The organism is Halalkalibacter akibai JCM 9157 (genome assembly GCF_000513135.1).
Classification (GTDB): domain Bacteria; phylum Bacillota; class Bacilli; order Bacillales; family Bacillaceae_D; genus Halalkalibacter; species Halalkalibacter akibai.
Window position 1 is genome coordinate 1 of record NZ_BAUV01000058.1, and the last position, 19,372, is coordinate 19,372.

Below are 19,372 nucleotides of genomic sequence, written 5' to 3' on the forward strand. Positions count from 1 at the left end.
CTAACGGGGGCGATACTTTAAGAGGGTATCGCTTGTCTTATTGCGCTAACAGACAGGAAACTCAAATAAGGTGGATAGCAGAAAGTAGGAAGATATTATGAAATTATTACTCTTAATACTTGTTTTAACAGTATCGGTTGCTTGTTCAAGTGATGGAGCAAAAGAAAAAAGTTTCACGGCAGTCAAAGATGAAGATGTAGTAGCTGTTGTAAAAGGTAAAGAAATTACTTTAAAAGATATACGTTCTTTATACTTTGTAGATAACCAAGATATTCCTATAATGGTTGAGAAGTTTGTACAAGAAGAAATTATGGTATTAGAAGCAAAAAGTACAGGAAATGATGTGTCGGAAGAGCTTGACAGTATGGAATTGTTATTTCCACTTGATAACTCAGGAAATGAGGATTTCTTTGAAAGTCAAGCAGATTATTTAGGAATTACTGTTGAAGAATATTATGAAGAATACTTTAAGGAACGTATCGAGCGTGATGCTTATGTGAACCATTTAATTAACGAAAGACTAGACATATCAAATTATAGAGTTGATGAGTTAGAGGTAATGGATAAAGAAATTAACGACTTTATCTCTACTCTTTGGGATAAATACGAAGAAGATATAGAAATTTTATTATAGAAATAACTGTTAAGCTAACGGGTGCTTTACTTTAATTAAGTATTTTAAACGAGTGGAGGTAAATGTAATGAAGTTTATATACTTTAACGATACAGGAAGAAAAGTGTCTATACATCCAGCCACATTTTCGCATGGTTATAGAGGGTCAAGTGAAGCTATTAAACCATTAGAACAAAGGGTGTTTGAATTACCAGAAGATACATTTCCATGGGTAAAGATGTGGGATTATGGTGAGATTGGATTAAGTATTTTAGTTTCGCCAATGAAAGAAGTTGAATAAAACGGCTCTAATATTATTTCAGTAACGGGTGCCATACTTCCATAGGGGAGTATGGCTATTCTTATTGAGTAAAGGAGCAGTTTAGTGGAAGAAGTTATAAAAAAAATGAATGTTTTTTTATAGCGACCAAAGCGGTGGCTTTTTTTATTGACCAAATATATTTTTATCTTTACATAAGATTATATCGTATTATATGATACATATATAATAGAGAGGGGCTATCATTTTGACTTTAAAAAACACACTCAATAATATAAATCAAAATTGGACAGATATTTATCATCTTCTCCATTGTGTTCATCAGGAAAATATTTCGCACCAAGCTATACGTTTATTGCAACACATAGAAAAGAAGAAAGAAACAACGATAGGTGATTTGGCTACGTACATAGATGTAACTCATAATACAGCTTCCGAACACATTAAAAGACTAATTAAAAAGGGCTTAGTAACCAAAGAAAGAAGCGTTGAAGATGAAAGAAAAGTATTTGTCATTTTAACTGAGGAAGGTAGAGAAGTATTGAATAGAAATACACGATTGGATGATGAAAAACTAAAAAAAGTATTAGAAAATCTTAATTCATCTGAGATTGAAATGATAGAAAAAGCATTCTTTCTTCTTAGTCAGGGAGCGAAAGAATGTTTTTAATTACGAAAATTCTGGTCTCGGCAATTATCATTGGTTTAGTTACAGAAGTAGCAAGAGTTTTTCCGAAATATGGTGGGATAATAGCCGCTTTACCCTTAGTAAGTTTACTGAGTTTGTTTTGGCTTTATATGCAAGGAGAACAAACAACCAACCTTAGTAAATTTGCCTTGGGTGTCCTATGGGGGTTTCCTGCTACTGCTGTATTACTAATCATAGTAGCAATTTCCTTGAAAGTGTCTTTATCATTATTTATATCAATAGGACTTGGAGTTGGTGGATGGATTTTATTTTTATCACTCCAAGATTTTCTTGTAAAGAAAGTATCCCTTTCTTTGTGAACTAATGTACTTAAAGTAACGGATGCGTAGTTGAAGAAGCCAATATCCGAAAAGTGGAATTTCATAATCTAGTTCGTCCCAAATTTAAATCAAATCAACATAAGTGGAGCTAACTAAGTAAATAATGTAGTTGGCTTGTTGGTATTCCTTAATCCTTTTTTAAGTTGGTTTAAGGATACTCTTCTTATTAATTGATAAGTTCGTGAATCATTATACTTCTCAAAAATCTTATCGGAGTAGTTGTACAATAATTTTATACCTTCTTCGTTCGCTCCGTATTCATCTCTAATTTCACAAATTTACCATCATTTTCATTCTCCGATGTTGCTAAGCTAAAAAGGGACTTAGAAATCAAAAATGGTTGCTTTCATCTTGATTATGTTACCTGATGAATATAACAAACCAGAGCCTTCTTCATATAAATGTATAATTTAAATTGCAGGAAATCTCCCTTCCCTTTTGAAACTTTAAGAAGAGACTTGAAAAAAGTCATTCGTGTGCAACTCTCGAATTCTCCCCGTCGGAGAGCTTAAATATGAGACGTGACCTAAAGTTGCAAAACGCAGTTTTGATTTCTAATCAGAGCTGCGTTTGTTATATATATAGAAATAGTAGTGTTGTGGAGAATGTTTGATTAAAACATACAAAGAACTTTTTGAAGCTGAATCCAAGAATCTTATGAAGTTCATGTAAACCCGTACATCTATCATTCTGAAATTTTTAATTAGATGCAGGGTACGTCGCCCTATTTTAATTCTTAAATTCTAAAGACTTAAGACTCCTTATTGGGGTCTATTTTAATACTCTTTTTTTGTGAACTTACCTTATATAGGTTGTTATGAAAACACAAGTTTTTGTTTTGGTATACATGTACTCTGATACAGGTTGATTGTTAGTTTAATAAAGGTAGAATACATTGTGTTTTGTAATCATTTCAGTGACGTTTTTATTGTCTCTATCCTAGTAATACCTAAATTACCTTAAAAAGCAGGAGGTACTTGGCTTAGTAAAGAAATAACTTAGTATCTATTCTTTACTTTCGTATGTTCATGCTTGACTAGATATTGATGCTTTACTAAGTCTACTTATAAAATAATGAGCTGTTCATATTCTGATAAACCTTTTAGGGATTGCCCTAGCTAACTGTTGCGTTTTATCGTTTCTATCTTGTTTGTTGATGTTTCCATTTGACTAAAGGGTATTATGAATCTAATAAACCCCAATGTTAGAACAATAAAAACGATAACTAAGAAATGAGTAGGAATAAAAAAGATAACTATTTAAATGAATAGTTCCAAGGATGATAAGTATTGAATGGTAGGAACATTAAATGATAACGCTTGAATGAAGTGAACCAAGAACAGAATCCAGAACTGAACATTACAGAGGAGTGGACGGTGTCCATGGATAAAGATGAAGGCAGGTACACAGAAATTCTAAATGAAGTGAAATCAAAAGGCTTTTCACAAAAAGAAATAGCACAAATAGAAGAACTTGTAAAAATAGCGAAGCGTTCAAATCTACCACTAAAGATGCCGTCGGAAGCAAAAACGAAGACAGACTATATGATTTCACTCGCGGGAGCTTACGCCATGCTCAAATCTTTCAAAGCTCTTGGAGACCAAGGTTACATTGTTTATCAGAATGATGAAGGAGATATGGTCCATCATTTTGCAAATGGTCGAATCGAGAAACATAAGTAGGTTTAATTGGCTCAGATTCATAACCTCTGGACCCATTATACCTATGTCGCTTTCTTATATCATTGCCTATGAACCACCCTTCGTTAACCAAGAATGAATGGACGAAAATGGTAATCAGCCAACAACGTGACATCTTCTTCAGTCGTTGCCATTTCTAATGAAATAGCTCACATCCCGTTGATTCCTTGTTTGTTTTCTAGGTAAGTTATTAATGAATATTCATCTTTTGCTCAATAAGAAAAGACCTTTTATTATGCGAATTTTTGGAGGTACAAACTCATCAAGTTTAAACGTTTTAGCTATGAGAGGTTTTCACTGGCATGAATCGAAACACTGGTTTGAATACTCGTTCAATTGAAAGGAAGGAGTAAGTGAAATGATTCCCTATTTTCCGTCTATCTATCCAGATGAAACTCTGTACAGTGTCATCTATCGATTTCATGTTCACACCGGAAGCATTACGTGGGACCAAACCTTCATTCAACTATATGGCTATAGTCAATCTGTTACAACTTGTTCAATTAATTTCCCATATAGAATTAGTGACCTTGTCGCTAGGTTCCCTCAAAATTGGGGTATTTCCGAGGATTACATATTGGAGAAGTGCACTCTGCTTCCCTTCTATTTACCTTTTATGACTGTTGAGAATAAAAAGGAAATTAAACGCTTGATGTGTGGTTCTACCAATCATTTTATCGTAGCTAAATTTGGTTTTGCGTCCAATGATGATACGAAGATTTACTATTGTCCAAAGTGCGTAGAAGAAGATTTAGTAACATATCATGAAACGTATTTACGTAGATTTCATCAAGTGCCCGGAGTTCTTGTGTGCACACAACATGAGATTCTGTTAGAAAGTTATCAAAAAAAATTAAAAATTACGTTTATTCCTTCTGTTCAGAATCGGGAAAAGGTAAATCTAACGATTACAAATGAAGAAAAGCAGACTCTCTTAGATTTAGCTAAGGATATCGAACGGTTACAAACACTAGATAGTTATAGTTTTGTACTAGAGTCTATCTATGAAAAATACGATAAACTACTAAGGGATAAAGGTTATATTGATAAAAACGGGATAGTGAACGTTCGCCAAATTTCCATTGATTTTAACCAATTTTATGGCTCCATTCTCCAGGTGTTGAACTTACCCGTTAAATTAGTCAAAAAAAATTGGCTTCATAATCTTATTAAATCTGTAGGTTTAAATCATTTCCCAATTAGACATGTTTTACTTATGCGTTTCTTATGCGGCTCCGTTGAAGAGTTTTTTCAAGAACTTCTGAGTCACGAAAAAGAAGAGGAAATGACAGGCGAAGAAGCACCTTTTGGGGACGGTCCGTGGTACTGTTTAAATCCGGTAGCTTCTCATTATAAACAGAGAGTTATTCATTCGCTTAGTGTACGCCATTACTCTGATAGAGGGGTTGTTGTCGGCACTTTTGATTGCCGTGAGTGCGGATATGTTTACACTAGGAGTTATACAAATTCCGAAAATGCATCTGATGAATATAAAAAGAATACTGTTAAGCACTTCGGTCCAATTTGGGAAAAAAGATTACTAGAAATGTTGAATGAAAATTATAAGATTGTCCAAATAACTAGAGAATTAGATGTGAGCTATAGTGGAATCAGACGGATTATCAAACGACTATCGAAAGACAGTAATAGCCTTAGGACGTATGATAGGGAAAAGACCTATTATAAAGAAAGGATTCTTAGAGACCGACAAATTGTAGAGGACTTGATTCAAAAAGAAAAACTTGGCTTTATTACCTTTAGCCAAGTGAAAACTCATACTGCTCAGCGGTGGTTAAAAGTACATGATTTTGATTGGTGGAGTCAGAGATTTCCTTATAAGGCTAAGAAGAACTCGGAAAAAAGTAAGAGGGAGATTGAAGAAAGAGACAATTACTTCCTGAATCGTATTACTCACCTTATTGAAAATTGGGGAAAGGATGGGCTCCGACCAATTAGAATCAGCAGAAAAAACATAAGCCAGGAGTTAGGCGTGAGAGCAACAACTTATGAGAAATTGCCGAATACAAATAAATTTATTAAGGCTAATCTTGAAAAGAATAGGGATTACAAATTTAGGTTGGTTGACTGGATATGTGAGGATTTACGGAAAGATTCCGAGAGAGTCTTTACTGCACAAGACGTTTACAGAAAGATACCCATAAAAGTACCTGAAAAGTGGCTGAGACAATACGTAGAGGAAAAAATAAAAACCCTTTATCCGGGGGATTATTTTCATTATTAATCTAATTGGTTTTGTTGCTGCGTTCTTTTTGATTATTATTACACAAATGCCTACTATACAACTTGTTTTTTATTGCTAAATTACCACTATACATTTTTGTTTGTAACGTTGTTTTTCATAAAGTGATAAATTATGGGTTCAAGGTGGGTTTCACTATACAACTTTCTTTTGCTGGAACAATCAAAGAGTATGTTTCTCTTTGATCCAGTTTTTTTTTGAAAAACGTATTACGTGATATTTAACACTCGTCCAAAAGGCGCTTTTGGTTTAAATTCATCGGGAATGAGCCAATAAATAAATGGTTTCAAAGTTAAGTTTTCATAAATATAACCAGTTAAATCAGTGACGTATAACAGTGTTTCAATGTCTTCATCATTGGCCCATTCAAAAACTTCTGTATAAGAAGACTTACCGTGTTTATAAAACACAATGTCTTTGTCCTCTTTAATATTAGAAACTTCTCTAAGCTTAAAGTCAGCTTGGACTAATGTCGTTTCGGGGTTCATTTCCTTTATAAACTTCCTAATATTATTTATTAGTTCAACGTCTGTTTGATTATTGGATGTATCAATAGCCAAAGCTACTTTTTTATCTTTGTTATTCTGCATAATTTTAAGTAATTCTCTTTGCCACTTCATTTAACTCCCCCTTTGTTTAGACGAAATTATTATCCCTTCAGCTTGCTTATGTTATGTTTACAAATACTTAAAAATAGGTGAATTTTTATTTTGAAATAAGACAAGGAACAAAACGTCAATAGTTTAGAAAATAATTGTATGTACATAACATCGTAAGCAATGAATATAAAAAGGGGGAAGGGTAATGAACAAATTAGAGACATTGTTTATAAAAACCAATAAGACCATTCTTCATACGATCGTTGCAGGACCTAAAAATGGCCCTTTAATTATTCTATTGCACGGTTTTCCAGAATTCTGGTATGGGTGGAGACATCAAATTGATCCACTAATTAACCAAGGGTATCGAGTCATAATTCCTGATCAACGAGGATATAATTTAAGTCAGAAGCCAACAACTATACATAATTACACAATCAATAACCTTAGAGATGATATTGTTGGAATCATAGAATTCTTTCAAAGGGAAAAAGCAGTGATTGTAGGACATGATTGGGGAGGACTCGTTGCATGGCATCTTGCATCGACAAAACCTCAATATATTGAGCAATTAGTGATTATTAATAGTCCACATCCAGTAATTATGAAACAACTTCAATGTTATTTTCCTACACAGTGGTTTAAGAGCGTTTATTTACTTTTTTTTCAGATACCTCAATTACCTGACGCACTCTTTAAGCTCAACCAATTTCAATTATTTGAACAAATTTTGAAGTTAACGAGTAAAAAAGGTACGTTTAGCGATGACGAGATGAGAAAATATAAATCATCTTGGGCTGAAGAAGGGGCTATAACCTCAATGCTTAACTGGTATAGAGCGCTATATAAAGATTCAATTAATCAAGTGGTTAAAACTAAAATTCATTTGCCTGTCCTTATTATATGGGGTCAGGAAGATACTTTTTTATCTTTGAAATTAGCCATGAATAGCAAGCAATTTTGTTCAAATGCAAAGTTATTAATGATAGATGGTACGCACTGGATTCACCTTGAACAACCAGAGATCGTAAATGCTCTTATGTGTAAATTTTTATCGGGAAATAATTGTACATAAAAGGTTAACCTCATTGGTTAATCTTTTTTATTTGGCTTTTTTTGCTTCTTGTTATGTTTAATGGCTAAGGGAGAGAAACGAAGATTAGATAAATTTCTATGTCATTACATCTTACATAGTTAAAGCGCTTGTGAGTTAAAGTTCGATACAATATAGCTGATGTATCTATTCAAAACAAGTAATTAATAGTTAGCTTTTAAAAGCAACAATTAGATAAAGATAATAATTCGTAAAAATAGACTGGAGGATTTCTATCATGGAAAAGCAAAAACTAGTCTTAATTGGAAACGGTATGGCGGGAATTAATTGTCTCGAGGAAATATTAAAATTGCAACCAAACCACTTTGATATTGTCGTATTTGGAAGTGAGCCACATTATAACTATAACCGTATTTTATTGTCGACTGTATTACAGGGGGGAACAAAAGTAGAGGATATTACTCTTCATAACAGAGAGTGGTATGAAAATCATAATATCCAGTTATACACTGGTGAAACAGTCATATCTGTTGATTCAAAAACAAAAGTGGTTATGACAAATCATAATAGAGAGGTTTCTTACGATAAATTAATTTTTGCGACGGGTTCGGTCCCATTCGTATTGCCAATTCCAGGAGCAGACAAAGAAGGTGTTGTTAATTTTAGAACGATAGAGGATTGCCATAAAATTATTGAAATTTCAGAGAAGTATAAGAAGGCAGCAGTAATAGGAGGAGGATTACTCGGTTTAGAAGCAGCAAGGGGATTACTTAACTTAGGGATGAAAGTAGATGTTATCCATATTGCTTCAAACTTAATGGAGCGACAACTAGATCCAACTGCAGCAAAAATGCTTCAGTTAGAACTCGAATGTCAAGGGATGAATTTCCTTTTAGAAAAAGCCACAGAAGAAATAATCGGCGATTCAAAAGTTGAAGGGCTCCGCTTCAAAGATGGATCAACGATTGAAGCCGACGCTGTCATTATGGCAGTAGGGGTAAGACCAAATGTTCAAATGGCGAAGGAAAGCGGGATTGAAACGAACAGAGCATTTTAGTTAATGATTATCTGCAAACGAGTGTACCTGATATATACGCTGTGGGCGAATGTGTGGAACATAGAGGAATGGTATATGGACTAGTTAAACCACTTTATGAACAAGGTAGAGTGCTAGCACGTCACATATGCGGACAGCTAGATTCAAAAGGGTATAATGGTTCAACTTTATCTACTCAACTTAAAATATCGGGTGTAGATGTATTTTCTGTTGGTCATTTTACAGGTGATGATACGACCAAAACGATTACCCAATTTGATCAGTTAGCTAGCACATATAAAAAAATTGTTTTTAAAGATGATAAAATCCTCGGTGCCGTTTTGTTTGGAGACACTAAAGCAGGTAATAGAATACTAGATATGATTAATAAACAGAAGGTGATAACGGACGAAGAAAAGGCACTTATTTTACAGCCTTCAAATCCATTTGCATCTCAAGTAGCTTTAATGGAGCAAACAGATTTAATTTGTAACTGTAACGGAGTAACAAAGGGAACTATTTTAGAAGCCTGTCAAATGCAAAACATCACTACTATAGAAGAAGTAAAAAAATGTACGAAAGCCTCTTCTGCCTGTGGTGGCTGTAAACCATTAGTAACTGATTTATTAACATACATCCAAAGTGAAGACTTTGACGAAAAAGTAAAAAAAGTAACATTATGTTCATGCACGACCTTAACAGATGAAGAATTAGTGGCACAAATGCAACTGAGTCAGCTTACTTCAGTGGCAGAAGTAATAAAACAACTAAACTGGCTAAATGAAGACGGTTGTTCTACCTGTCTACCAGCTATTCAATATTATTTAGGAATGATTTATCCAGAATATGAAGTCGAACAACAATCCTTATTTATAAACGAAAGAAAAAATGCAACTTTACAAAGTGATGGAACGTATTCAATCACACCTCAAATGTATGGAGGGCTAACCAATGCCGAAGAGTTACGTAAGATTGCAAATGTCGTAAGTAAATATCAAAACTTACAAGTGGCCATTACAAGTGAACAAAGAATAACACTAATGGGTATTCAGAAGAGACATTTAGAGTCTATTTGGTCAGAGCTAGATCTTCCATTAAGCAGCACATACGGAAATACAGTTCAGAATATTAAAACATGTATTGGGGAAACCGTTTGTACTTGTGAAAAACATCAAGCGCTCGAGCTTGCTAAGATGTTAGAAGAGAAGACTGATTACTTAGTAACACCTTACCGCGTGAAAATGGGAATATCTGCTTGTATGCACAATGGAGCTGGTTCCACTACAAAAGACATTGGTGTTATTCAAGTAGATCGTGGTTGGGAGATCTATGTCGGAGGGAGTAGCGGAAGAAATACCCGGTCAGGTCAATTATTTTGTGTAGCGGAAACGCCATCTGAAGCCTATGAAATGATTATAAGTTTTATCCAATATTACCGTGAAACGGCTAAATATGCCGAACGTACATGGGAATGGATTGATCGAATTAATCTACTTCATGTAAGAGAAGTATTATTTGATGAAGAGCTCAGACAACAATTAATGAAGCAGCTAGATTTAGATCAAAGCCAACATAAAAAAGTCTTAGCCACATAACAAAATTTAGCTAGTAGAGGATGATTTTCATGACAGAAATGTTATTAAGATATTTCCGAACGAAACAAAAAGAAGCACAAACAGAGAAAATCTACGATACTCAATGTCCCTTTTGTAGCATGCAATGCAAAATGCAACTAATCGAGCAATCGACTGTAACGAGAAAAAAATATCAAACCGTTGGGAAAGATAATCCAACATCAGAAGGCCGATTATGTATTAAAGGGCTCAATGCACATCAGCATGCCGTCCATACAGATCGTATTAAACAGCCATTACTAAATGTAGACGGTGAATTTCAAGCTATCTCTTGGGAAAAGGCTTATGCATTAATTGAAGAAAAATTTTCAGCAATCCAGTCTGAACATGGGAAAAATGCATTGTCTGTTTACGGGAGCGCAACGATTACTAACGAGGAAGCTATTTACTTGGAAAGTTTGCTAGAGTGGCACTTGGAACGAAGTATATTGATTACAATGGCCGCTTATGTATGTCTGCAGCTGCATCAGCAGCAGCGCAAACATTTGGGATGGACCGGGGGTTCACAAATAGTATAAAAGAAATTCCTCATGCAAGATGTTTGATCCTAGCAGGAACGAATATTGCAGAATGTCAGCCTACCATTATGCCTTATTTTGAGAAAGCAAAAGAGAACGGTTCGTTTATCATTGCGATCGACCCAAGAGAAACAACTACAACCAAAATGGCTGACTTGCATTTAAAAGTGAAGCCAGGGACCGATTCAATTTTAGCGAATGGTTTATTAAAAGTCATTATTGAAGAAAATTTAATAGATCCGGATTTTATTGAAGAGCGAGTAAATGGTTTTGAAGAAGTAAGAGACTTTGTTGGCACATTAGATTTAACTGATATTTCGGATTTAACAGGAGTACCTGTTGAGCAAATCATAAAAGCGGCCATGGTATTTGGCAAAGAAGAGTCAGGAATGATTTTTACAGCCAGAGGAATTGAGCAACAAACAGATGGCTCTGCTTCTGTTCGTAACTTTTTAAACCTCATATTAGCTACTGGTAAAATTGGAAAGGAAAACTCAGGCTTTGGAGCGATTACTGGTCAAGGAAATGGTCAGGGAGCAAGGGAGCATGGTCAAAAGGCAGATCAACTACCGGGCTACCGTTCAATCGAAAATGATGAACACCGCCAGTATATAGCCGATGTCTGGGGCATTAATGAAAAAGATTTGCCTCGTAAAGGGGTGTCAGCATTTGAGATGATTCAAAAAATGGATGAAGGTGAAATTAAAGGATTGTTTTTAATGTGCTCCAATCCAATTGTTTCGAATCCGAGTGCTGAGTTTGTAAAACAGGCAATTGAAAAGTTAGACTTTTTTGTAGCTGTCGACATGTTTATTTCTGAAACAGCTAGATTAGCAGATTTGATCTTACCAGCTACCTCCTACTTAGAAACACCTGGTACGATGACGAATGTCGAAGGGCGAGTGACTCTTAGAGAAGCAAGTTTTCCAGTTCGAGGTGAAGCGAAGCATGATTGGCAAATTCTTTGTGAGCTAGCAGAGGTGCTCGGAAAGGGAGAGTTCTTTACTTATGAATCACCAGAAGACATTTTTAATGAGTTAAGAGAGGCGACCCGTGGTGGGATTGCAGATTATTCCGGAATCACATATGACAGGTTAAGAAAAGAAAAAGGGATTCTCTGGCCTTGTCCAGACGTAGACCACCCAGGTACAGAGCGGTTATTTGTTAACGAATTTGCTCATCCGGATGGCAAAGCATTAATGGTCGCAGTTTCGAATACCCCTGAAGTTCCAAAGGAAAAACCGACTGATGAGTTTCCTTTGTATTTAACAACAGGAAGAGTGATGTCGCATTACTTAACAGGTGTTCAAACAAGGAAAAGCTCAACACTTGCTGCCAGAGACTTTGAGTCTTATATGGAAATTCATCCAGCAACAGCAGAAAAATTCCAAATTAAAGATAACATCCTTGTAAAAATTGAATCAAAAAGAGGGAGTATTGTCGTTCGCAGTAGATGGTCCGAAACAATTCGGAAAGACACTGTATTTGTTCCTTTCCACTGGGCTGATAGTCAAAATGTGAACCGGCTAATCTCTAAAAAGTTAGATCCTACCTGTAGAATGCCTGGATTTAAAGTAAGTGCTGTGAGGATTAGTCCAATTGCTAATTAAATAGATGGCAAGAAAATAACCGCAAAAGGTTTATTAAAGCCTTTTGCGGTTATCTATAGGGGAAAGGTTAGTTAATAAAAGATGAAGAAGCGTATGGGAGCAACCATACGCTTCTTCTGTAATTATAAGGCTTTTTTCTGAAGTGTTTTGTTTTGCAGGGCTTCATCCGCATCGAATTGTTCTTTCATCTCTGCATCGGTTAGATAATACTCATCTGCAAATGAGTTTTTCGGTTCTTCTAAAGTGAAGTAACAGATTAAGAAACTTACAAAAGCACCAGAAGCAAGGATAAAGAAAAACTGCTGGGGTGTAACAAAAGTATAAAGTGTAAGGTATATCGTTGCCCCAACGTTCCCATAAGCACCAGACATACCGGCAATCTGACCAGTTACACGTTTCTTGATCATAGGAATAACAGCAAAAGTGGCTCCTTCTGCTCCCTGGATGAACATAGAAGTAAGAACGGTAATCGCAATAGCGAGTACGAGCGGCCAACTAGAGTCCATGAAGCCCATTAATAGAAGACCGATTGAAATACCAAACATATAGACTAACATCACATTTCGTCTGCTTCCCATGCGATCGGATAGAACTCCTCCAAGAGGTCTAGCAATTAGATTAACAAAAGCAAAGGATGAAGCAATTAGACCAGCTTGAGCCGCTGTCAGTGAAAAAGTAAGTTGAAAGAACATCGGCAACATTGAAATAATGGCAAGCTCAGCACCGAAGTTAGCAAAATACGTACTATTTAATGCTCCGACATTTTTAAATTTGTATTTGTCTTCTTCAGGAACTCCCTTTTTAAGTCGTGGTACATTTACTTTAAGAATATTGAATACTTGATAGATGACGATTAAAAGGATTGTTGCGTAAATGATATATAAAGCCGTTTCTGAAATAAATCCTAGTCCTTCTAATCTCCAGGCACTAACAGCTAGTGCTCCGCCAAGGGGAATGGTCCAGACAATTAGTTGAGCTAAATCTCCCCAACTACTAACTTCAAGTGCAGAAGCCTTTTTTGGTTTTACTAAAGCTTTTCCTTCTGGTGTATCTCTAACGCAAATATAATAAATAATTCCATAAACGAAACAGATGACACCAGTGAAGGCAAGTGCATATCGCCAGCCATTGTCTCCACCAAGGAGAGTTAAAGCAAACCACGGTAAAAGCATCGCGGCAGCAGCAGAACCAAAGTTACCCCAACCGCCATAAATTCCTTCAGCGAATCCAACATTTTTTGGTGGGAACCATTCAGCTACCATGCGAATGCCAATAACAAAACTAGCTCCGATACTTCCGAGAATTAAACGAGAAATCATCAATTGTGACCAAGTGTTCCCAAAGGCAAAAGTGATTGCTGGAATAGACATAACAATGAGTAAACCAGAATAAACGACTCTTGGCCCGTACTTATCAAGTAATGACCCAATAATAATCCGAGCAGGAATAGTCAATACGACGTTACATATACCTAAGGCTGCGATATGTTGTGGTGTTAACCAGCCCATATCCTCCATCATCGTAGTTGCTAATGGGGCCATACTATACCAGGCGAAAAAGGAAACAAAAAAAGCAAACCAAGTGAAATGTAAAACTTTAATGCGCTCATTCTTGTACTTAAAAAGATCTGAAACTGTCATTGTTACCACTCCTTAGTTTTTTTATTTAATTTGTTATCGTTAAACAATTTGGCGAGTTGAGTTGACGATGATCGAAAAGTAGTATTTTGAATATGGTTTTTATTTTTACATGTAATTTTTTGTGTGTCTGAAAGTTTGATAAGGAATTTGACAAGGTATTTTGGGTTAAGTATATCGCTAGGTTTTAGTAGAGTGAAAATTCTAATAAATAAGTTGATAGAAACTCATAATGTGTATTTTGAATACATCTTTCATAGTTACACTTCTCGTAAATCGTGTCATGAATCTGGGAAGGAAACTTAACAAGGTATTTACAGGAGAGGTCGGGAAAGATCTTTACTCTTTTCTTCTTGAGTCGTTATCCAGGAACATCACACTAGCTGATTGTAATAAAAATATGAGCATCTGAGTCCGCTCGATATTTGTGTCTGTGCGGACTCAGATGACCCTATTTCAGATAAATCAGTTGATCTTCAACGGTATAAGGACACCAGAGACCTTATTTGGAGAAATAGACGTGTTTTCCTACCTGGTTTCAGGCAATAAGAAACCTGGTGACCGCGTGCCCCAAAAAATAAGCCCAATTAACCTAAATAAGAGCCTCTGAGTCCGCCCGATATCTACACGGACTCAGAGGGCTCTATTTCACAAAACAAAATTGACTTTCAATTAGTAATCGGACTCCAGAGACCTTGTCTGGAGAAATAGTCGCTTTTTCCCGCTTGGTTTCAGACAATAAGAAACCTGGTGTCCACGCGTAACCCGAAACAAGTCCAGTTAACCTAAATAAGAGCCGGGTTTTAATATTAAACTAACTCAGGCACCCCCATCCTGAGTACAGCAACTCTTTGATTTCAAGTAATAAGAAACTTAGTGTCTTCCTTCTTGGATCTAAACCATTATTCGAAAACCTTAAAATGCTCACTAAATAGAAACAAACAATTCACCGCAAAAACTCTGTTAGATAACTTAACAGGTTATAACATGTATCTTGGATGATGGTTTAGGATGAAAATATACAATTCGAAAAATTCATAAATAACAAGATGTTACAGACAAAGGGGGAGTGGTTAATGAACAGAGGAATGGTCTACTTTGTAGGGGCTGGCCCAGGAGATATCGACTTAATTACGGTAAAGGGGAAGAAGGCTTTACAACAAGCAGACGTTGTCATTTTCGACCGATTAATCAATCCATTTTTGTTAACGGAAGTAAGAGCAGATGCTAAATTAATCTATTGTGGAAAACAGCCTTGTAAACACACTCTTAGACAGGAAGACATCCAAACGGAAATTCTCATTCATGCACGTAAAGGGAAGACGGTTGTTCGTTTAAAAGGAGGAGACCCTGCAGTCTTTGGAAGAGTGGGGGAAGAAGCTGAACTGCTTGCAGAACACCAGATTCAGTATGAAATTATTCCAGGAATTACAGCTGGGATAGCAGCAACTATGTACTCAGGAGTTCCAATTACACATAGAAAACACTCCAATTCCTTTGCGGTGGTAACCGGACATGGTAGCCAAAAAGATGGAACTCCGAATATCAATTGGGGGAACTTAGCAAAAGGCGTGGAAACGATCATTTTTTATATGGGTGTTAAACATTTAAAGACGATTACAACTGAATTAATCAGTCATGGGAAATCTAGGGAAACTCAAGCTTTAGTTGTCCAGTGGGGAACATATAGTAAGCAAAAGACCGTTACGGGTTCTCTTGCTACCATCGCCAACAAGGTACAACAAGAGAATATTACTAATCCCGCAATCATCTTAGTAGGAAATGTGGCAAAACTTAGAGATAAGCTAGTTTGGTTTGATCAACGAATATTATCAGGTAAAAGCTTTTTTATTCCTTCCCAATCTATAGCAAATGAACAGATTGTTTTAGAACTTAAAAAACATGGAGCCGATGTATACGAACATCAATTGTTTTCGGAATCTTGTGAATATAAATTAGGTGCTAGTGAGCAACTTAAACCAGTTCTAAGAAATCATCAATTGCTGATTCTTTCTCCACAAAGTGCAAAGCAATTTGTACAGACAATTGGAGAAAACGGAATGGATCTTCGAAGCATAGAATCTACTATTTATTCAGTTGATGACACGGTAAGAATGACATTAAGACAAAACGGGATTCAATCTACTGTTTTTAATAAAAAAAATCTCTCTGCTGCTGTTCTGATCGGATCGGATTTGGAAATTGAAAATTTCAAACATCACTTTAATGAAGCAACAATACAATTGGCATTGACTAAGAGTACTGTTACTCAGAAAGATATTGAAGCTTTTGCTCGACTTATAGAGGAACAACATGTGAACACACTTCTTTTTACAAAAAGAATAGAAGCTTTGAAGTTTCTAACGTTTTTAACTAATAGTGGACTTACTAAAACTGAGATAAAAGCAGCTACCGAAATCATTTGTACGGATCAAGAAGCAAAACATCTTTTGGAGCAAAATGGTATGCGAGTTAATCTCTTGATTGACGATGTAAGAAGCTTACTTGAGTTGAATGAAAGTGTAGTTTTAGCAAAGGAAAGTTGAAGCTATTAAATATATTTATTAAATATAGATATCGAGGAGAGATACGCTTATGAGTGAGAAACTAATTTTAATAGGGAATGGTATGGCTGGTATACGAACGATTGAAGAGATTTTAAAGAAAGATGCTACCCGTTTTGATATAACCGTTTTCGGAGAAGAACCGCACCCTAATTACAACCGCATTATGTTGTCTTCTGTTTTGCAAGGAGATTCCACTGTTGATGATATTGTTTTAAATGATTACAACTGGTATGAAGAGAATCAGATTGAACTTTTAACAGGAGATCCTGTTATTAAGGTTGATACAGAAAAGCAAGTAGTTTACAGCCAAAATGGGGTAGAGCGCTCTTATGACAAATTAATTTTTGCAACGGGCTCTAATCCTTTTATGTTGCCTTTACCGGGTGCAGATAAAGAAGGAGTTATTGCATTCCGTAACATTAAAGACTGTGAAACGATGATTGAAACATCAAAAAATTATAAGAAAGCAGTTGTTATCGGTGGAGGCCTACTTGGTTTAGAAGCAGCAAGAGGGTTGTTAAATTTAAATATGCATGTAGATGTGATTCATATTGCTGATTATCTCATGGAAAGACAATTAGATGATCAAGCTGGAAAAATGTTAAAAGAAGAGTTAGAAGCGCAAGGAATGACTTTTCATTTAAAGAAAAACACAAAAGAAATTACAGGGAAAAATCGTGTAGAAGGAATCGAATTTACAGATGGAACAAGATTCGATACAGATCTTGTTGTCATGGCGGTAGGGATTAAACCGAATGTTGCTCTAGCTCAGGAATCTGGTTTAACCACTGAAAGAGCAATTGTCGTAGATGACTTTATGCAAACGAGTGTTCAAAATGTCTATGCTGTAGGGGAATGCGCGCAACATAGAGGGATTGCTTACGGATTAGTAGCTCCGCTTTATGAGCAAGGAAAAGTGCTAGCTGCACATATTTGTTCAGAAGATAAGACACTTGAGCATGGGTATGAAGGATCTCTTGTTTACACTCAATTAAAAGTGTCTGGAGTTAATGTGTTCTCAGCTGGTCAATTTCAAGATGGGGAACAAACGAAAGCAATACGTGTTCATGATGAATTCGAAGGAATCTATAAAAAAGTAGTTGTTCAGGATAACAAAGTAGTTGGAGCTGTTCTATTTGGAGATACAACTGACTCAACACGACTTCTGAGCATGATGAGAAAAGGTGACGACATTTCAGGAATGAGCAAAGTAGCTCTTCTTCCATCAGAAAGTGGCGAAGCACCAGTGAGCCCTGTTGTTGCGATGGCCGATGATGACAATATTTGTGACTGTAATGGGATTACAAAAGGTGCGATCTGCTCAGCGATTACAGACAATGGCCTTACATCTGTTGAGCAAGTAAAGCAATGTACAACAGCGGGGCGTTCATGCGGAGGCTGTAAACCACTTATCGCTGATTTGTTAACATTAGCAACCGGAGAAGAACTAGGCAATACCCCAGAACCATTGTGTGGCTGTACAACACATACACATGAAGAGGTCGTTGCTGAAATTCGAGAGCTTGGCCTTACCCATCCAAGAGAAGTAATGAATGTGCTTGGCTGGGAATCGGATGAAGGTTGCTCAAAGTGTCGTCCAGCGATTAACTACTATTTGAAAATGGTTGATCCTATTAAAAATGCCGATGATCCAACATCACGTTTTATCAACGAACGTGTTCATGCCAATATCAACCATAATGGAACATTTACAGTTGTTCCAAGAATGTATGGTGGGGTAACAAATGCAGAGCAATTACGCAAAATTGCAGACGTAGCAGATAAATATAATGTGCCGCTTCTAAAAGTAACAGGCGGACAACGAATTGATTTGTTCGGAGTAGAGAAAGAAGATTTACCGAATGTGTGGAGTGATCTTGGAATGAGATCAGGTTCAGCTTACGCAAAAGCCCTTCGTACGGTTAAGACGTGTGTCGGAGAGTCATTCTGTCGCTTCGGAACACAAGACTCCATTGGGCTTGGTGTTGAACTTGAAAAGAAATTTGAATACATCAATACGCCACATAAAGTAAAAATGGCTGTATCGGCTTGCCCGCGTAACTGTGCAGAGTCTGGAATTAAGGACTTTGGGGTTGTGGGTGTTGACGGAGGTTGGGAGCTTTACGTTGGTGGTAACGGAGGGGTTGACCTTCGCGGAGGAGATCTATTCTGTAAAGTAAAGACAAAAGAAGAAATTATCGATACAATAAGTGCCTTCATGCAATACTATAGAGAAAATGCTAGGTACCTAGAGCGTACGTCTCACTTCGTTGAACGTGTAGGGTTAGATCATATGAAGCAAGTGGTTCTAGAGGATGTAGATGGCCGTAAAGCGTTAATAGAAAGAATGGATATCGCACTTTCTACTGGTAAGGATCCTTGGAAAGAGATTGTTGAGAACGAAGAATTGCAAAGAGAGTTCAAACAAAATAAAGCAGAAGTGTTGTCTTAATAGGAGGGGAGTAGATTATGAGCAAAGTAGAGCAAAAGAAAAAGGTAGAGGTAGCAACATTAGCAGATCTTCAAGTGGGAATCGGAAAAAGAGTGAAGGTAGCAGAAACGGAGATTGCTTTATTTAAGCTGAAAAGTGGGAAAGTAAGTGCCATTGAAAACAGCTGTCCCCATAAAGGAGGACCTCTCTCTGAAGGGATTGTCAGCGGAGATCATGTTTTCTGTCCTCTTCATGACTGGAAAATCTGTACGACAGATGGCCAAGTGCAAGCGCCAGATGTTGGCTGTGTAAAGAAATATGATGTGGAAATGGTTGATGGGAGAGTTTATATCTATGTAGATTAATAAACGTTTGTGAAGAGACAAATCAATGATTTGTCTCTA

General features: G+C 36.4%; 14 protein-coding genes and 1 pseudogene. 13 read left to right on the top strand and 2 right to left on the bottom strand.

The features are described 5' to 3' along the window. Positions 1 to 97 precede the first annotated feature (97 nt). The 6 genes from JCM9157_RS20195 (at position 98) to JCM9157_RS20220 (ending at position 5,864) form a co-directional block, all read left to right on the top strand. Positions 98 to 634 carry a hypothetical protein gene (locus tag JCM9157_RS20195; RefSeq protein ID WP_035667645.1) on the top strand — a complete coding sequence of 179 codons (537 nt, stop codon included), beginning with the start codon at positions 98 to 100 and terminating at the stop codon, positions 632 to 634. Positions 635 to 701: 67 nt separating this feature from the next. After that, the gene (locus JCM9157_RS20200) at positions 702 to 914 is read left to right on the top strand and encodes a hypothetical protein (protein WP_035667647.1); all 213 of its coding nucleotides are present in this window, start codon (positions 702 to 704) and stop codon (positions 912 to 914) included. Positions 915 to 1,140: 226 nt separating this feature from the next. Further along, on the top strand, positions 1,141 to 1,563 hold the full coding sequence (locus tag JCM9157_RS20205) for a MarR family winged helix-turn-helix transcriptional regulator (RefSeq protein WP_035667649.1): 423 nt from the start codon (positions 1,141 to 1,143) through the stop codon (positions 1,561 to 1,563). Beyond that, positions 1,554 to 1,901 (top strand): DUF3147 family protein, encoded by a 348-nt coding sequence (locus tag JCM9157_RS20210; protein WP_035667651.1) that lies wholly within the window; start codon positions 1,554 to 1,556, stop codon positions 1,899 to 1,901. Before JCM9157_RS20205 ends, JCM9157_RS20210 begins: the two co-directional genes overlap by 10 nt. Positions 1,902 to 3,304: 1,403 nt before the next feature. Next, a complete protein-coding gene (locus JCM9157_RS20215) occupies positions 3,305 to 3,604 on the top strand; it encodes a hypothetical protein (RefSeq protein ID WP_035667653.1) in 300 nt (99 codons plus the stop codon). 376 nt (positions 3,605 to 3,980) lie between these two features. Then, complete coding sequence (locus JCM9157_RS20220; protein ID WP_035667655.1) at positions 3,981 to 5,864, top strand: TnsD family Tn7-like transposition protein; 1,884 nt, start codon at positions 3,981 to 3,983, stop codon at positions 5,862 to 5,864. Positions 5,865 to 6,091: 227 nt separating this feature from the next. On the opposite strand, the gene JCM9157_RS20225 is transcribed toward JCM9157_RS20220, so the two are convergent. Further along, entirely contained in the window at positions 6,092 to 6,502 is a 411-nt protein-coding gene (locus JCM9157_RS20225) for a VWA-like domain-containing protein (protein ID WP_035667658.1), read from the bottom strand. A gap of 184 nt (positions 6,503 to 6,686) precedes the next feature. Between JCM9157_RS20225 and JCM9157_RS20230 the strand changes: the two genes are divergently transcribed. The 4 genes and pseudogenes from JCM9157_RS20230 to nasC all read left to right on the top strand — a co-directional run bounded on the left by JCM9157_RS20230 (position 6,687) and on the right by nasC (position 12,333). Then, positions 6,687 to 7,556, top strand: a complete 870-nt coding sequence (locus tag JCM9157_RS20230; protein ID WP_035667660.1) for an alpha/beta fold hydrolase — start codon at positions 6,687 to 6,689, stop codon at positions 7,554 to 7,556. A gap of 256 nt (positions 7,557 to 7,812) precedes the next feature. Beyond that, complete coding sequence (locus JCM9157_RS25515) at positions 7,813 to 8,592, top strand: FAD-dependent oxidoreductase (protein ID WP_235715059.1); 780 nt, start codon at positions 7,813 to 7,815, stop codon at positions 8,590 to 8,592. A gap of 53 nt (positions 8,593 to 8,645) precedes the next feature. Continuing rightward, positions 8,646 to 10,166 carry a (2Fe-2S)-binding protein gene (locus tag JCM9157_RS25520; RefSeq protein ID WP_235715060.1) on the top strand — a complete coding sequence of 507 codons (1,521 nt, stop codon included), beginning with the start codon at positions 8,646 to 8,648 and terminating at the stop codon, positions 10,164 to 10,166. 29 nt (positions 10,167 to 10,195) lie between these two features. Further along, positions 10,196 to 12,333, top strand: a pseudogene (gene nasC / locus JCM9157_RS20240) (assimilatory nitrate reductase catalytic subunit NasC). A gap of 122 nt (positions 12,334 to 12,455) precedes the next feature. Here the strand turns inward: nasC and JCM9157_RS20245 are convergent. Further along, the gene (locus JCM9157_RS20245) at positions 12,456 to 13,973 is read right to left on the bottom strand and encodes a NarK family nitrate/nitrite MFS transporter (RefSeq protein WP_035667662.1); all 1,518 of its coding nucleotides are present in this window, start codon (positions 13,971 to 13,973) and stop codon (positions 12,456 to 12,458) included. Positions 13,974 to 15,046: 1,073 nt separating this feature from the next. Here JCM9157_RS20245 and cobA point away from each other — a divergent pair. The 3 genes from cobA to nirD are packed head-to-tail and all read left to right on the top strand — an operon-like array spanning position 15,047 to position 19,333. Next, positions 15,047 to 16,516: a uroporphyrinogen-III C-methyltransferase gene (gene cobA / locus JCM9157_RS20250; RefSeq protein WP_052013286.1), complete on the top strand. Its 1,470-nt coding sequence runs from the start codon at positions 15,047 to 15,049 to the stop codon at positions 16,514 to 16,516. A gap of 49 nt (positions 16,517 to 16,565) precedes the next feature. After that, positions 16,566 to 18,989 carry a nitrite reductase large subunit NirB gene (gene nirB, locus JCM9157_RS20255; RefSeq protein WP_035667665.1) on the top strand — a complete coding sequence of 808 codons (2,424 nt, stop codon included), beginning with the start codon at positions 16,566 to 16,568 and terminating at the stop codon, positions 18,987 to 18,989. Between the two features lie 17 nt (positions 18,990 to 19,006). Further along, a complete protein-coding gene (nirD, locus tag JCM9157_RS20260) occupies positions 19,007 to 19,333 on the top strand; it encodes a nitrite reductase small subunit NirD (RefSeq protein WP_035667667.1) in 327 nt (108 codons plus the stop codon). Positions 19,334 to 19,372 lie beyond the last annotated feature (39 nt).

Bases quoted from the DNA above. Each gene is read 5' to 3' on its own strand.
- JCM9157_RS20210 (WP_035667651.1), top strand. From the start codon at position 1,554: ATGTTTTTAATTACGAAAATTCTGGTCTCGGCAATTATCATTGGTTTA.
- JCM9157_RS25515 (WP_235715059.1), top strand. From the start codon at position 7,813: ATGGAAAAGCAAAAACTAGTCTTAATTGGAAACGGTATGGCGGGAATT.
- JCM9157_RS20215 (WP_035667653.1), top strand. From the start codon at position 3,305: ATGGATAAAGATGAAGGCAGGTACACAGAAATTCTAAATGAAGTGAAA.
- JCM9157_RS20225 (WP_035667658.1), bottom strand. From the start codon at position 6,502: ATGAAGTGGCAAAGAGAATTACTTAAAATTATGCAGAATAACAAAGAT.
- JCM9157_RS20195 (WP_035667645.1), top strand. From the start codon at position 98: ATGAAATTATTACTCTTAATACTTGTTTTAACAGTATCGGTTGCTTGT.
- nirB (WP_035667665.1), top strand. From the start codon at position 16,566: ATGAGTGAGAAACTAATTTTAATAGGGAATGGTATGGCTGGTATACGA.
- cobA (WP_052013286.1), top strand. From the start codon at position 15,047: ATGAACAGAGGAATGGTCTACTTTGTAGGGGCTGGCCCAGGAGATATC.
- nirD (WP_035667667.1), top strand. From the start codon at position 19,007: ATGAGCAAAGTAGAGCAAAAGAAAAAGGTAGAGGTAGCAACATTAGCA.
- JCM9157_RS20230 (WP_035667660.1), top strand. From the start codon at position 6,687: ATGAACAAATTAGAGACATTGTTTATAAAAACCAATAAGACCATTCTT.
- JCM9157_RS20245 (WP_035667662.1), bottom strand. From the start codon at position 13,973: ATGACAGTTTCAGATCTTTTTAAGTACAAGAATGAGCGCATTAAAGTT.
- JCM9157_RS20220 (WP_035667655.1), top strand. From the start codon at position 3,981: ATGATTCCCTATTTTCCGTCTATCTATCCAGATGAAACTCTGTACAGT.
- JCM9157_RS20200 (WP_035667647.1), top strand. From the start codon at position 702: ATGAAGTTTATATACTTTAACGATACAGGAAGAAAAGTGTCTATACAT.